We start from the raw sequence: 15,005 nt of genomic DNA on the forward strand, positions 1-15,005 counted from the left end.
ATTTTGGATGCTCTTTTTTTTATAGTATCATTTTTGAGTAGGGGAGAATAGTATTGTAACCTTTTTTCTTGAAGTATTGCATATCATCTTCGGTACCTGTGGCTAGCACAAAATCGCCACCCCAGGCTCCTAAGCTCTTAATAGTTCTGGAATAATCAGAAAAAAGAGCTGCTTTAATAGTAGGTATTTGAAGCGTTTCTGATAAAATAGCTTCGTGTTCGTTCAATAAACCTTCAAACTCAGCTATGGCAGCACTCTTTTGAATGTTATCGGTTATAGCATCAATCTTGGTGATAAGAGCCTCTTTGTTAATGTCTAAACTACGGTAGCTATTAATGGCATCTCTACTATTCTTTTTCTGGTTTAGATAAACAAAAAATAGCTCACCCTTAAAATCCGGATTAAAAATCACCTCGTTTATTTTGGGTTCAAAACCATTTCTTTGGTAGGTAATAGCGGTATTATGTGTGGCACATGCAATATCATAACCACTGCCGCCAAATGTAGCTTCTAATAATTCATACGGATTAACATTTGCCCATGTAGACATATTTGCAATCAACGTAGAAGAAGTACCTAAGCCCCAGTCTTTAGGGAAGGTAATTTTAGCTTCAATTACACTATATGTAGAAATACGTGATAAGAACTCAGAATTCAACTTTTGCGTTTCAGTCAATATCTGTTGTAATCTATCTGAAACGGCTTCGTCAGTTGTATTAATAGTTTTAAAATCTGACTTAGAAAATTCAGCATAAAACCAAGTGTCGTCATTCTCGTCTACACTAAACCAGTGAATGGTTTCAGAATTTTTATTTCTAAGTTTTAATGATTGTCCGAAAGATGTAGGTAAGGCCAAACCTTTTGCACCGTCAAGAATGGCATATTCACCTGTGAGCAATAATTTTCCATTACTATAAAATTCTTTCATAGATACCTTACTTTCTTAAGTTACTTAGTTGAATTTCTACACCGTGGTGCGTAACAGGGTTGGTTTTAAAATACTCGACCAATGTAGTTTTTTCGTTTTCATTTGCACCTAATTGGTTTAATATGTTCAGCAGGTGCATTTTCATATGTCCTTTTTGAATTCCGGTAGTAACCAAAGAACTAACTGCGGCAAAGTTTTGTGCTAGTCCTGCGACCGCTACAATTTGCATGAGTTCTTCTGCAGATGGTCGTTGAAGTATCTCCATATTTAACTTCACTAACGGATGCAGGTTTGTGAGTCCGCCAACAGTTCCCAGTGCTAATGGTAGTTCAATCCAGAATCTAAAAATTCCGTTTTTAATTTCGGCATGTGTTAAGCTGCTGTATTGACCATTTCTACAAGCATATGCATGTACACCGGCTTCTACTGCTCTAAAGTCATTTCCTGTAGCTAGAACCACGGCGTCAATGCCGTTCATGATTCCTTTATTGTGTGTAACCGCGCGATATGGTTCTACTTTAGCGATTTTAATCGCCTGTATAATTTTTTCTGCGGTATGTTGTGGTGTTAATTCTGCTGTTAGTTTTAAATCTTCAACAGGGCAGCTGACCTCGGCGCGAACAGTACAATTGGGTACATAGTTAGAGAGTATGCTCATCACAACTTCCACATCTTTCTCTAGGGCTGAGAAGTCATCATAATTGGCAGCTTCTTTTTTCAATGTAGCCGCAAATTGTTCTAAGCAGCTATTTATGAAATTAGCGCCCATGGCGTCTTTCGTTTGAAAAGTGGCGTGTAGTTGAAAGTAATTTTCTAGTTCGCTAGTTTTATCCTTGAGAATAATATCAGAAATACCACCGCCTCTTTTTTCCATGCTAGTAGTCAAAGAGGCACTTTCGGCAAGTAAAATAGGTTTTACATAGGTGAAAAAGGAATTCAGCTTCGTTGCTTCCCCTTTAAAAATAAAATGAACTTGACCTACTTTTTCGGTGCCTATAATCTCAGCTTTGAATCCGCCTTTGTTTAGCCAAAATTTCGCTGCTTTACTAGCAGCTGCAATAACCGAACTTTCTTCAATAGCCATGGGTATGGCATAAAGCGTTTCGTTAATTAAAAAATTAGGGGCAATGCCTAAGGGCATATAAAGATTGGTGAGTGTATTTTCGATAAACTCATCATGTAATTGCTGAATACTAGAATTTTCATTCCAATAGGTTTGCAATATTTTCTTTGATTGCGTTGCGTTTTGGGTGTAATTAGTGGTGACCCAATCTATTTTTTCTTCTTTCGTAAGCTTGGAGAAACCGCTTATTGGCTTGGTCATTTAGGTATAACTTTCAACTAATATTCAATGTTATGTAAAGGTCTAGATTTAGAAAAATACTACACATTTTTACGGTTGTAAAGATAAGCATATTGGCAAGAATCTATTTTCTTAAGGCAAAGCGTTAAAAGCGCTTTCTTTTTCACCTTAAAGCGTGTTTTTTTGAGGAAATAGTGGTAAACTTGAGAGATTTAACAAAATTCAAATTTTTATGCGAAAAACACACTTATTTGCGTTGATTTTACTTTCGTTCACCGCAATTACTTGGGCACAGGAAAAACAGATTGAAGTTGCTGAAATATATCAAGGCGCTTTTAGAACAGAAGGGATGGATGCCCTTAGATCCATGAAGAATGGCACCCAGTATACGGTTCTTAATTCGAATAGGTTCAGCCAGATTACTACGGTTGATAAATACGATTACAAAACATTAGAAAAAGTAGGGACAGTAGTTTCTTCTGCAGATTTAGCAGATATTCCTTCATTTTCATCTTATGACTTCAGTTCAGATGAAAAAAAGATTTTATTATCTACAGAAGTAGAGCCTATTTTTAGACACTCTACATTAGGTATTTTTTATGTGTACGATATAGCTACAAAAAAAGTAGTGAAAGTTAGTGCAGACAAAATACAAGAACCGTTATTGTCACCAGACGGCAGTAAAGTGGCTTATGTAAAGAATAATAATATCTACATTTTTAATTTGGGTTCGGGTGAAACCAAGCAGATTACTACGGACGGAGTAACAAATAAAATTATCAATGGCGTTACCGACTGGGTTTATGAAGAGGAGTTTGCTTTTGTTCGTGCTTTCGAATGGAATGCCGATGGTTCTAAAATAGCTTTTTTACGTTTTGATGAAACCAATGTTCCAGAGTTTTCTATGGATGTTTATGGAACGGGATTATATCAACAACAACATGTATTTAAATATCCAAAAGCTGGCGAGAATAATTCTATAGTGACGTTGCATCTTTTAGATGTTGCAAGTGGAGCGATTTCTGCAGTAAATACCAATAATGCAAATTACATTCCGCGTATTAAATGGATGAACAATAAAAATATGTTGAGTGTCCAAACCTTGAACAGGCATCAAAATCATTTGACCATGTATGCGGTGAATGCAAAAAAAGGTGAAGTGGCTGTTCTATTAGAAGAGAAAGATGATGCGTATGTTGATATTACAGATAACCTAACATTTTTAGAAGATGATAGCTTTATCTGGACTAGCGAAAAAGATGGTTATAACCATATTTACCTTTATGGGGAAGATGGTAGTTTAATGAACCAGATTACAAAAGGTGATTGGGAAGTAACCAAGTACTACGGTTACGACCAAAACGAAGATAAAATTTACTATCAATCAACTGAAAATGGGTCTATAAACCGTGGGGTCTATAATATTAGCAGCGGTGGTGATGATAAAAAAGGTTTAGCAGTAACTAAAGGAGCTAATAATGCATCTTTTAGTACTGATTTTACATATTTCATTAATACATTCTCTAGTGCAGAAATGCCTCAGGTATATACCTTGCATCAAGCCATTAATGGTAAGAAGGTTAAAGATATAAAAGACAATAGTCAATTATTGAAGAGGTTAGAAGGGTACGCTGTTAGTCCAAAAGAGTTCTCTACAATTGCTATTAATGGCAATGATCTTAATATGTATATGATTAAACCAAAAGATTTTGATCCTTCAAAAAAGTATCCTTTATTTATGTATCAGTATAGTGGTCCCGGTTCACAAAATGTGAGCAATAGTTGGATGGGCGCTAATGATTACTGGCACCAAATGTTAGTAGCTGAAGGGTATATTGTTGCTTGTGTTGATGGTCGTGGAACCGGATTCAAAGGAAGAGATTTCAAAAAAGTTACTCAAAAAGAATTAGGAAAATACGAGGTAGAAGACCAAATAGCCGCTGCTAAAAAATTGAGTGAGTTACCGTATATAGATGAAGAAAGAACTGGTATATGGGGTTGGAGCTATGGTGGCTTTATGTCAACGAATTGTATTTTAAAAGGTAATGATACTTTTGAAATGGCAATTGCTGTTGCGCCTGTTACATCATGGGCTTTTTATGATACTATTTATACGGAGCGCTACATGCAAACTCCGCAAGAAAACCCAAGTGGTTATGATGACAACTCACCATTTAATTACCCGCAGTTATTAAAAGGTGATTATTTGTTGATACATGGTACTGGTGATGATAATGTACATGTACAGAATTCTATGCGTATGATAGAAGCTTTAATTCAGGCTGACAAGCAATTCGATTGGGGAATCTATCCAGATAAAAATCATGGAATTTACGGTGGAAACACTAGAATTCACCTTTATAACAAAATGACCAATTTCATAAAAGAGAAATTATAACTAACTAATTGAACTATGACTGAAAGTACTGAAATTTCAGACCAAAAACAGATTTTTGGACACCCGCAGGGTTTATTTTACTTATTTTTTGCAGAGTTGTGGGAGCGTTTTAGCTTCTACGGTATGCGAGCGTTGCTGACGCTTTACATGATTGATGTAATCTTTAAAGCCTTGGCAGAAAGAGATTATGCAACAGCAGCTGTTTACTCTTCTTATGGTTCATTGGTTTACGCCTCTACGGTTATTGGGGGGAAATTATCGGATAAGATTTTAGGGATGCGAAATTCCATTTTCTTAGGGGGAATCTTAATGTCTATAGGTCACTTTGTTCTGGCTGTTGAAAATGATATTGCTTTTTTCTTGGCGCTATCATTGATCATTGTAGGTAACGGATTTTTTAAGCCAAATATTTCCACATTTGTTGGTACGTTATATGAAAAAGGAGATCCCAAAAAAGATTCTGGTTTTACCATTTTCTACATGGGTATTAATATTGGTGGTTGGGTTGCTCCACTTTTATGTGGTTGGCTAGCGGCTACCTATGGTTGGCACTATGGTTTTGGTTTAGCAGGTATTGGTATGTTAACTGGTCTAATTGTTTTTTGGAGAGGTATACAAGCAAACGTTTTTGGAGATAGAGGCTTGCCACCTAATGAGCATGTATTAGAAAAAAAAGTACTTGGTGTTAAACAAGGTATTCTTGTGCCTGTACTTGCTGTATTGGCAGCGCCATTAATAGCACTATTATTGTCATCTTATAAAGCGATTGCTACAGATGGAATGTTCGCAGATCAGAATATCGTTAATGTGATTTTTACAGGTATCGGTATTGCAGTATTGGCGTATTTAGCATATGAGATGTTTAAGGCAAATGTTAAGGAGAGAAAAGAGCTGTTCGTAGCTGTATTGCTAACTTTTTTCATGACCATATTCTGGGGTTTCCATGAGTTATCTGGTAGTGTTATTACCTTGTTTGCAGCTAGAAATATTGATTTAGATGGTATCATGTCTGCGGCACAAACTAATTCATTAAACTCTATGTTCATTATTATCTTGGCTATTCCGATTTCCATGATGTGGACTTGGTTAAGCAAGAAAAATTGGAATCCTAGAACTCCTTATAAATTCGGATTAGGATTACTTTTTGCCGGTATCAGTTTTTATGTTTTAGCATTAAGTGGTGGTAGCGCCAATGAAAGCGGATTTGTTCCTTTTACATACCTTTTGTTAATGTATTTCTTATTGTCGGTTGGTGAGCTGTTTATGTCACCAGTAGGCTTATCTAAAATGACCGATTTAGCACCAATGCGTTTAATCGCCTTTATTATGGGTGTTTGGTTTTTATCATCTGCATTTGCATTTCAGATTGTAGGTTTTATTGGAAAACAACTAGCTATCGAAAGTACAGATGGCGATGTAAGCGGATTTGCAACTTTAACTGTATATACAGATGGCTTTATGCTTATTGCAAAATATGCTTTAGGTGCGGGTGCTATAGTTCTTTTAGCATCACCGTTAATTAAAAAGTTAATGGGTAAGGTGCATTAATTTACACTACTCAAAATAATAAGCTCCCTTTTCGCCAGTATAGTGAAAAGGGATTTTATTTTTTATACAAGTAGCTTCCCAACGAGCAATGTAGCTTTTGTAGTTACTACCATCTGCGATAATTACTTTTGGGTTGATGCTATCGAGCAATCTGTCGAGATTAATTTTCGGTGATTGTATTAGTAGAATTTTATTGGATGCCGACTTCGGATAAATTCCCGCACTATCAATTATCAAAAGCAATTCATCTTCAAAAGTATAGCTGTTTTTTAAAGAATCATATCGAACAGAATCTATACGTTCAGCAGTTTTGTGTTCCGAAATTAAATAATCCGGAGTGTTATTTGAATTTGTTAGGATGGATAAATCAACTCCATTTCTGTTAAAAACGAGACTCTTTCTCGTTTGATGAAGCACTAATACTTTCGACTTGTTTTGAGCTTCATATTCCTGATAGATTGTATAACCTTGAAAACATAGAATACTTAATAAGAAGAAAACTATTCGTTTGTAGTTGAATTTTGTGCAAAGTTCTATGCCCATTACCAGAACCAAAACACTTAATAACAGCTGAATAAAATCAAAAGAGATAGCACTGAAAATATAATTTTCTTGTTTTGCCACCCAAGCTATTAAGCTATTCATTAAACCAATAATTTCATTGTAAAACCATGCTAATGGAGAGGGAAGCCAATTTAATAATGATAATGCAATCACTAAAATGCCCATACCTAGAATCAATCCTAAAGCAGGCACAATTACTAAATTCGAAACAAAGAACAATCCTGGGAATTGATGAAAATAAAATAAGCTAATAGGTAAAACACCTAATTGCGCGGCGATGCTAACACAAAGCAGTTGCCAAAAGTATCGTACCACTTTATTCTTCGGAAACCATAATTGTTTAAGTAAGGGGAAAATCCAAAGTATGGCAAAAACAGCAGCATAACTCATTTGAAATCCGACTTGAAACAATAAATTCGGATTGATGAATAGTAGAATAAATAATATGGAAAGCGCAAGTATATTGAAGGTGTTACTAGGTCTATTTAAATACAGTGCATAAGCCACAAAAGTGAACATGGTGGTTGCACGAATAATACTAGCAGACAACCCAGCAATAAAGGCAAAAACCCATAAAAAGAGAACCGATAGAATTAAAATAAGGGTTCGCCCATTAGGGATGTTTTTTAGCGGACTCAATAAAAATTGAATTACTAAAAGTAGAATACCAATGTGTAGTCCAGATACTGCTAAAATATGCACGGCACCCGCTTTCTGATAGTTGGTATACGTTTCTTCTGATATATCTGAACGCTGCCCAAGTAATAGTGCTTGTATGACTCCTAATTCATCTGCTCCGAAATTTTCTTTATCAAGTTTTTTAATAATATGATTTCTAGCTCTTGCAGCGATGCCGAGAAGGGTAGTTTGCGAACTTTTAATTTTCACAAGCTTATCATGTTCTATTTGTATACTATGATATACACCTAGATTCTCCAAATATTTTTTATAATCAAATTGATGTGGATTTAACGGAAAGGAAATAGCTTTAGCTTCGGTATAGGTTACAAATTCATCATCGATAGCTAAGCTTAAATTCGCTGAATCTCTGGGTATGGTGAGAAGAATAGTGCCACTTACATGCTCATTCTCGATATTTTTTACAGTGGCAAAATAGCGGGTCGAAAACTGATTAGGTTTTAGAACCTCTTTAATCTTTAGCGTCCATAATTCGTTCTTGGTGCTTTGGTGATTACTGTAATGACTGTTGTGATTTATGGGTTGTGCAGCAGTATAACTGTAGACGCCTAATGATACAAATGTTAGCGCGGCAATGGTTCCAAATAAAACCGATTTTGTATTCTTCTCAAAAAAGAAAATTGCAGCAAGTAACAGAAAAAGAAAAACGGTGAGGAGAAGCGTATATAATAAGTTAAAGGAAAAAAAGTAACCTATTAAGATTCCAAGGATGAGTAAGAGCGTTAATCTGATAGGAATAAACGCTAAGAGCTTCATGCTATAATATTCTTGTAGCCTTTACGAATGCTTGGTTCCAGAATCCGTCTCGTAAAGATGAAACGGTAACGCCACGAGATGTTGATGCGTGTATAAATGTAATTTCGTTATTGTCTGTACCGACAACCATACCTACATGGTTAATACGTTTAGAACCTCTTGAAGTCTTAAAAAATAGTAAGTCGCCCTTCTCTACATTTTTAACCGTAACACGATGCCCTTCTTCCGCCATGTGAATAGAAGTTCTAGGCAGTTGCACATCATGTTCACCAAAAGAAATATATAGCAGACCAGAGCAATCCATTCCTTTTTTGGTGGTACCACCAAACTTATAACGTGTTCCAGAAAATGAAAGGGCGGTGTTGATAATCTCGTCAGCCTTTGTGTTCGATGAAGAAGTTATTACTCTTCTTTCTTCAGTTCTTGTAGGTTGGGCAACATTACCTGTTCTGGCATTATTTGCTGCAGCAACAGATATTTTACGCTCCTTGTCAGAAGTGCTTGTCTTTTTGACTCCGCAACTGGCTAAAAAGCAAATGATTAAAAAGTATGGTAATATTCGCATAAAATAGAGTGTACCCTGTAGTACGTGTAACTCCAAAATTATAGAATTATTTTTTAAAATTAATAAAGCTATGAAACTTTAGCATTTGCAATGATAAGCGAAGCAGCCTCGGCACTAGCTCCAGAACCACCCAATTTAGCAATTAGCTCATCATAAGAAGCCAGTTGTTTAGTTCTTGCTTCACCATCTAAAATTAGGGTCAGTTCCTTTTTTAGATTCTGTTTCGTGAAATCATCTTGTATCAATTCTTTAACTACTTCCTTTTTCATGATAAGGTTTACCAAAGAAATATATTCTAAAGTGATAATACGTTTTGCAATTTGGTAAGAAATCCAGTTTGCCTTGTAGCAGACCACCTGTGGTACTTTGAACAAAGCAGTTTCTAAAGTGGCGGTACCACTGGTAACTAAGGCAGCAGTTGATATAGAAAGTAAATCGTAAGTTTTGTTTTGAATGAATTTTACATTCGCATTGGTAAGAAAAGCAGCGTAAAATTCTTTGTCTAAACTTGGTGCACCTGCAATAACAAATTCATATTCAGCAAAGTCGTTGGTTAAAGAAAGCATCAAAGAAAGCATTTTTTGAACTTCTTGTTTTCGACTGCCAGGAAGTAAGGCTATAATTGGTTTGTTTGGATTTATGCCATTCTCTGATCTAAATAGACTTTCGTTTAATTCTGGTCTATTATCAATGGCGTCTAGTAAAGGGTGTCCTACAAAGTTGACCGGGTAATTGTGTTTCTTTTCGTAAAAATCTTTCTCAAAAGGGAGAATCACATACATGTGGTCAACCGTAGCTTTTATTTTCTCGATTCTACCTTCTCTAGAAGCCCAAATCTGTGGAGAAATGTAATAGTTGGTTAGAAAGTTGTTTTCTTTTGCCCACTTAGCAATTCGTAAATTAAATCCTGAGTAATCAATAAAAATTATAGCATCTGGGTTGAAGGCTACTATGTCTTGCTTACAGAATTTTATGTTTTTGAAAATGGAGTTTAAGTTCAAAAGAACTTCAAGAAATCCCATGAAAGCCAATTCCTTATAGTGTTTGGCTAAAGTTCCGCCAGCTTGTTGCATTAAATCTCCGCCCCAACATCTAATGTCGGCATTCGGGTCTTGTTTTTTCAGAGCCTTAATTAAATTAGAGCCATGAAGATCACCAGAAGCTTCGCCTGCAATTATGTAGTATTTCATTTTAAAATACTTTGTAGTAAAGAATTGCGAAAGCGGTTAATATGGTAGCAATCAAAACCCCTTTAGCTCTATTATCTCTCTTAATTCTTAGAAATCCGAAAAAAGCAACTAAGTTTAGAATGGCGCCTAATGCCAAAAGGCTGCCAACATGTTCTTGGTTAACAGCGGCTTCAAAAGTTTCGGCAATGCTTAATTCTGAAAATATAAGAATGTATAGTAATGTACCAAGCGTGTTTGCAATGATGCCTACTATAAAACCTATTAGAATTTCTTTTTTAGTATTCATTTAAAATAGTTGTGCGTAATAATTAAATCTTTAAACTGTGTTTTCCTAAAGCTCCCAAGTATTCAATTCTTGAATTACATGATGGGCAGTTAAATCGAATTGTACAGGCACAACAGAAATGTAACCATTTGCTAATGCCCATTCGTCGGTATCTTCGCCTTTGTCGAGTAGTTCAAATTCACCGGTAAGCCAATAGTAATCTTTACCCATGGGATTAGTTCGCTTATCGAACTTTTCTTTCCAATTTGCTTTTGCTTGTCTGCACACCTTAATACCTTTTATCTCATTTTTGGTAAGCTTAGGTATATTTACATTTAACACGGTACCTTTTGGAATTCCGTTGGTTAAAGCTTGGGAGACAATACTGTGAATAAAATCATGAGCTTGCTCAAAATCAGCATTCCAGCTATAGTCACATAACGAAAAACCAATAGCAGGAATTCCCTCTATACCAGCTTCTACCGCAGCACTCATAGTACCTGAATAAATAACATTAATTGAAGAATTAGAGCCGTGATTAATGCCGCTAACACAAATGTCGGGTCTTTTTGGTAGTATTTCTTGAAGCGCTAATTTTACACAATCTGCAGGTGTACCGCTACAGCTATATTCGTCAATACCATCTTGGTCTAGATCGATTTTCATTTTTTTAGAAAAAAGGGCAGTATCTAAGGTAATTGCATGACCCATGCCAGATTGCGGACTGTCAGGTGCTACGACAACTACATCGCCTATTTTTTTCATTATCGTGATTAACATGCGTAAACCAGGCGCAGTAATTCCGTCATCATTCGTTATTAAAATCAGTGGTTTTTCCATATCATATACTTTCTGTAGTAAAAATACGTTTTTAAATATGATAAGCCCGAAATGCCGTTTAACAAAAAATTAGTTCTAAGCACATTTAATTGGCATGGTTTTTTCTTTACCTTAGGGGTTTAAGTAACTTTTAATGTTGCTTACAACCCTCAAATTCGGAGATATTGAAAAGGAAAGTAAAAGATAATTTTATGAAAAGAAATTTAGCCTACGTACTGTTGTTGATGCTCGCAGCTGTAGCATCATGCAGTTTTACAAATAAGACTTTTGAAAATGACGATAAGGACAAATTGTTGTTAGATTTAATAACCTATGTGTTAGAAAAAGGACATTATGAGCCTAAAGCGCTTAACGATGATTTTTCGGTACATGTGTTTGAAGATTTTATTGATGTTATTGATCCTACCAAAAGATACTTTATAGCATCTGATATTGCTGAATTTGAAAAGTACAAATATCAGATAGATGACGAAATCAAAAATACAGATATCACATTTTTCAATGTAGTATATGAAAGATTGATGGAACGTATGGGCGATGCAAAAGGAATTTATAAAGAAGTCTTAGAAACTCCTTTTGATTATTCTGAGAATGAAAGCATCAGTATTAAATATGATGAAGAGCCATTTGCTGCAAATAGAAAAGAGCTTAAAGAACGTTGGAGAAAGCAATTGAAATATGCAACTTTAGGTACGTATGATTCTAAAATTTCTCATATGGAGAATGATGAAATCGAAAGTACAGATGAGCATGATCATACTGCACATTCACAAAAAGAAGCAGAAGAAGAATCAAGAAAATCTACAGAAACTACTTTAGATGAGTTCTTTGATTTTGTAAATGATTTAGAGCGTAAAGATTGGTTCGTACAGTATATTAATACTATTGTTGATGAATTTGATCCACATACATTTTACTTCGCTCCAGAAGAAAAAGAGAAGTTTGATACCAGCATGTCAGGTAAGTTTGAAGGTATTGGAGCAAGACTTCAGAAAAAAGCGGAAGGTGCAAAAATCGTAGAAATTATTTCTGGTGGACCAGTATGGAGGGATGCAAGATTAGAAGTTGGTGATGAAATTATAAAAGTTGGTCAGAATGGTGAAGAGCCTATTAATATAGTTGGTATGCGTTTAGACGATGCCATTAAATTAATAAAAGGTGCTCAAGGTACTATTGTAGATTTAACGGTTAAAAAAGTTGATGGTTCTTTAGATGTTGTTTCTTTAACAAGAGACGTTGTAGAACTAGAAGAGTCATATGCGAAATCTGCCAACATTATAAAGGGAGAAGAAAAATTCGGAATTATTAATCTTCCAAAATTCTATGTTGATTTTAATGATTACAGCGAAAGAAATGCGGCAACAGATGTTGCTAAAGAAGTAGAGCGTTTAAAAGAAGAAGGCATGGAAGGTCTTATTTTAGATTTACGTGACAATGGTGGCGGATCTTTAAAGACCGTTGTTGAAATGGCTGGTTTGTTTATTAAAGATGGTCCTATTGTGCAAGTGCAGTCTAGAGATAAGGGTAAAGATGTATATGATGATAAAGATGAAAGAATTCAATGGGATGGTCCATTGGTAATTCTAGTAAATGAGTTATCTGCTTCTGCTTCAGAAATTTTAGCAGCTGCGATGCAAGATTATAAAAGAGCTATTGTAATAGGTAGTAAGCAAACATTTGGTAAAGGAACGGTACAGAACGTTATTCCTTTGAACAACATGTTGCGTAGTAACGAGCACGGAGATTTAGGTGCTATTAAAATTACTACTCAGAAGTTCTATAGAATTAATGGAGGTTCTACGCAATTAGAAGGTGTAAAGAGTGATATTGTGGTGCCAGACAGATATAGCTATATTGATTTAGGAGAAAGAGATCAGTCTAATCCGTTAGGATGGGATAAAATCACACCTGCAAATTATAAAGCTTGGGACGGTTATATTAATTATGAGAAAACTATTGCCGATAGCGAAAAGAGAATGGCAACGAGTCAACAAATTAAGTTGATAGAAGAAAATGCAAAGTGGTTAAAAGCCGAGCAAGACGAAACGGAGATCTCTTTAAATTTCGATACTTATAAGGAAGAAAAAAACAAGGATAAAGAACAATCGAATTACTTTAAGAAGTTAACCGATTACGATTCTCAACTTACGTTTAAGTCTTTAGGATATGAAGAGCAGTTATTTACTAAAGATTCTGTGTTACGAGAGAAGCGTAATAGATGGCATAAAAATTTAGCAAAAGATGTTTATGTTGAAGAAGCAGTAAATGTTTTAGAAGACTTAAAAATGAATAATATTAAGCAAGGTAAATTGGCTAGTGTAAAGAACTAGAGTTCTTATATTACACATTAAAAAAGCCGCTATATAAATTATATAGCGGCTTTTTTAATGTGTAATTTTTTTAAATAAACTTAGCGTGCTTATTTTTTCCAAATTCAGCTAACTCATTGTTTGTGTTGCGTATTTTTTTACTTTGAATATAGGTTACAAATAAAAGTACAGTGCATATTACCGCAGATGCTCCATTGCCATCTTTAACTGCCAAGTGAGCAATAGCACCCAATGTGTAATTCATAAAGAACCCGGCATAAATCCATTCTAATGACCAGTGCGATTTATTGAATATGATCATTAAAAGACCAATGGATTGGAATACGCCAAGAAGATATATGAGGTAAGTAGGATAGCCAAGTTTTTCAAAGGTAATGGCAACTGTATCAAAATTAATAATGGAGTTAATGATTGAACCAGCAACGGCGATAGCGAAAAGCCCTAATGCGATGTAGTAAAAAGATTTTTGAGAATTCATAATAAGTAGGTTTTAATGTTATGATGTCTCAAAAATAAGTTCACCTATAAAAAGTTTTAAGTTTTTATAGGTGAACTGAAAATTGCTGTAGTTGAATAGAATATCTCTTAAGTTAAACCGGACTACATATTAAGATAAAAGTTTGTCTGCATGTAATTGTCTAAGTTTAGCCAACTTTGGGTTGATTACAACTTGGCAATATCCTTGTTCAGAATTGTTCTTGTAATAATCTTGATGATACACTTCAGCATCGTAGAAAATACCTAAAGGACTTAATTCAGTTACAATTGGCTTCTCATATACTGCCTGCATTTCATTCAATACTACTTTTGCTTTTTGCTCTTGTTCGTCATTATGAAAATAAATAACAGAACGGTATTGAGTACCAGTATCAGCTCCCTGCCTGTTTAAAGAAGTAGGGTCATGTGTAGTCATGAAAATAATTAATATATCTTCATAGGAAATGATACTAGGGTCAAAAGTAACCTGAACTACTTCTGCATGACCGGTTAAGCCAGAGCAGATTTCTCTGTATGTTGGTCTTCCCGGAGCTTTTCCGCCTGTGTATCCAGAAACTACTTTATGTATACCTTTTACCTCTTGAAATACCGCTTCGGTACACCAAAAGCAACCACCACCAACTGTGGCGATTTCTAGATTCGTATTAGCCATTAGCTTCCTCCTTTTCTAATTGCATAGATTCAGAATTAATGCAGTAGCGTAATCCACTAGGTTCTGGTCCATCAGGGAATATATGTCCCAAATGCGCATCGCAAGTATTACACATTACTTCTACGCGTATCATACCAAAGGTTGTGTCCTTATGATATTTTATAGCATTCTCTTTAATGGGTTGTGTAAAACTAGGCCACCCAGTGCCAGATTCAAATTTAATAGTAGAATCAAATAATGGTGTGCCACAACAAACACATTCATACTTGCCAGCTTCGTGAGCAGTGCAAAGCGCACCAGAATGCGGAGCTTCAGTACCTTTTTTTCGAGTAACTCTAAACTGTTCAGGTGTCAAAATCTCTTTCCATTCCTGTTCTGTTTTTTCAACTCTTCTATCAGGTTCAGGGTTACCATTCACTGAAAAATGAATTACATCTTTCCAAGTTAACATCATAATTTTCCTTTCGTT

13 protein-coding genes are annotated in these 15,005 nt (G+C 35.3%); 3 read left to right on the top strand and 10 right to left on the bottom strand.

The window, feature by feature from the left end; translation table 11 throughout:
- Positions 1-19: 19 nt before the first annotated feature.
- Both ACJJVT_RS19110 and ACJJVT_RS19115 read right to left on the bottom strand, forming a co-directional pair.
- Positions 20-928 carry a GYDIA family GHMP kinase gene (locus ACJJVT_RS19110; RefSeq protein ID WP_405400847.1) on the bottom strand — a complete coding sequence of 303 codons (909 nt, stop codon included), beginning with the start codon at positions 926-928 and terminating at the stop codon, positions 20-22.
- A 7-nt stretch (positions 929-935) separates the two neighbouring features.
- Positions 936-2,252, bottom strand: a complete 1,317-nt coding sequence (locus ACJJVT_RS19115) for a hydroxymethylglutaryl-CoA reductase, degradative (protein ID WP_405400848.1) — start codon at positions 2,250-2,252, stop codon at positions 936-938.
- Positions 2,253-2,463: 211 nt separating this feature from the next.
- Between ACJJVT_RS19115 and ACJJVT_RS19120 the strand changes: the two genes are divergently transcribed.
- Both ACJJVT_RS19120 and ACJJVT_RS19125 read left to right on the top strand, forming a co-directional pair.
- Positions 2,464-4,629, top strand: a complete 2,166-nt coding sequence (locus ACJJVT_RS19120) for a S9 family peptidase (RefSeq protein ID WP_405400849.1) — start codon at positions 2,464-2,466, stop codon at positions 4,627-4,629.
- 15 nt (positions 4,630-4,644) lie between these two features.
- Positions 4,645-6,177 (top strand): peptide MFS transporter, encoded by a 1,533-nt coding sequence (locus tag ACJJVT_RS19125; RefSeq protein WP_299800622.1) that lies wholly within the window; start codon positions 4,645-4,647, stop codon positions 6,175-6,177.
- A gap of 6 nt (positions 6,178-6,183) precedes the next feature.
- Here the strand turns inward: ACJJVT_RS19125 and ACJJVT_RS19130 are convergent, their stop codons facing one another.
- The 5 genes from ACJJVT_RS19130 to surE form a co-directional block, all read right to left on the bottom strand.
- Entirely contained in the window at positions 6,184-8,196 is a 2,013-nt protein-coding gene (locus tag ACJJVT_RS19130; RefSeq protein ID WP_405400850.1) for a ComEC/Rec2 family competence protein, read from the bottom strand.
- Position 8,197: 1 nt separating this feature from the next.
- Positions 8,198-8,761, bottom strand: a complete 564-nt coding sequence (locus ACJJVT_RS19135) for a C40 family peptidase (RefSeq protein ID WP_405400851.1) — start codon at positions 8,759-8,761, stop codon at positions 8,198-8,200.
- Between the two features lie 68 nt (positions 8,762-8,829).
- Complete coding sequence (gene lpxB / locus ACJJVT_RS19140) at positions 8,830-9,951, bottom strand: lipid-A-disaccharide synthase (RefSeq protein ID WP_405400852.1); 1,122 nt, start codon at positions 9,949-9,951, stop codon at positions 8,830-8,832.
- 1 nt (position 9,952) lies between these two features.
- A complete protein-coding gene (locus tag ACJJVT_RS19145; RefSeq protein ID WP_299322476.1) occupies positions 9,953-10,237 on the bottom strand; it encodes a hypothetical protein in 285 nt (94 codons plus the stop codon).
- 45 nt (positions 10,238-10,282) lie between these two features.
- Entirely contained in the window at positions 10,283-11,056 is a 774-nt protein-coding gene (gene surE, locus ACJJVT_RS19150) for a 5'/3'-nucleotidase SurE (protein ID WP_299322481.1), read from the bottom strand.
- 191 nt (positions 11,057-11,247) lie between these two features.
- On the opposite strand from surE, the gene ACJJVT_RS19155 reads away from it, so the two are divergent.
- Positions 11,248-13,386, top strand: coding sequence for a carboxy terminal-processing peptidase (locus tag ACJJVT_RS19155; RefSeq protein ID WP_405400853.1), 2,139 nt, complete (start codon positions 11,248-11,250; stop codon positions 13,384-13,386).
- A 70-nt stretch (positions 13,387-13,456) separates the two neighbouring features.
- On the opposite strand, the gene ACJJVT_RS19160 is transcribed toward ACJJVT_RS19155, so the two are convergent.
- The 3 genes from ACJJVT_RS19160 to msrB form a co-directional block, all read right to left on the bottom strand.
- Entirely contained in the window at positions 13,457-13,864 is a 408-nt protein-coding gene (locus ACJJVT_RS19160; RefSeq protein WP_405400854.1) for a DoxX family protein, read from the bottom strand.
- Positions 13,865-13,993: 129 nt separating this feature from the next.
- A complete protein-coding gene (gene msrA / locus ACJJVT_RS19165; protein WP_405400855.1) occupies positions 13,994-14,536 on the bottom strand; it encodes a peptide-methionine (S)-S-oxide reductase MsrA in 543 nt (180 codons plus the stop codon).
- Complete coding sequence (msrB, locus tag ACJJVT_RS19170) at positions 14,529-14,987, bottom strand: peptide-methionine (R)-S-oxide reductase MsrB (protein WP_324028393.1); 459 nt, start codon at positions 14,985-14,987, stop codon at positions 14,529-14,531. The genes msrA and msrB overlap by 8 nt, the downstream gene beginning before the upstream one ends.
- Positions 14,988-15,005 lie beyond the last annotated feature (18 nt).

The organism is Maribacter sp. Asnod2-G09, assembly GCF_045063795.1.
In the GTDB taxonomy this organism is placed as follows: Bacteria; Bacteroidota; Bacteroidia; order Flavobacteriales; family Flavobacteriaceae; genus Maribacter.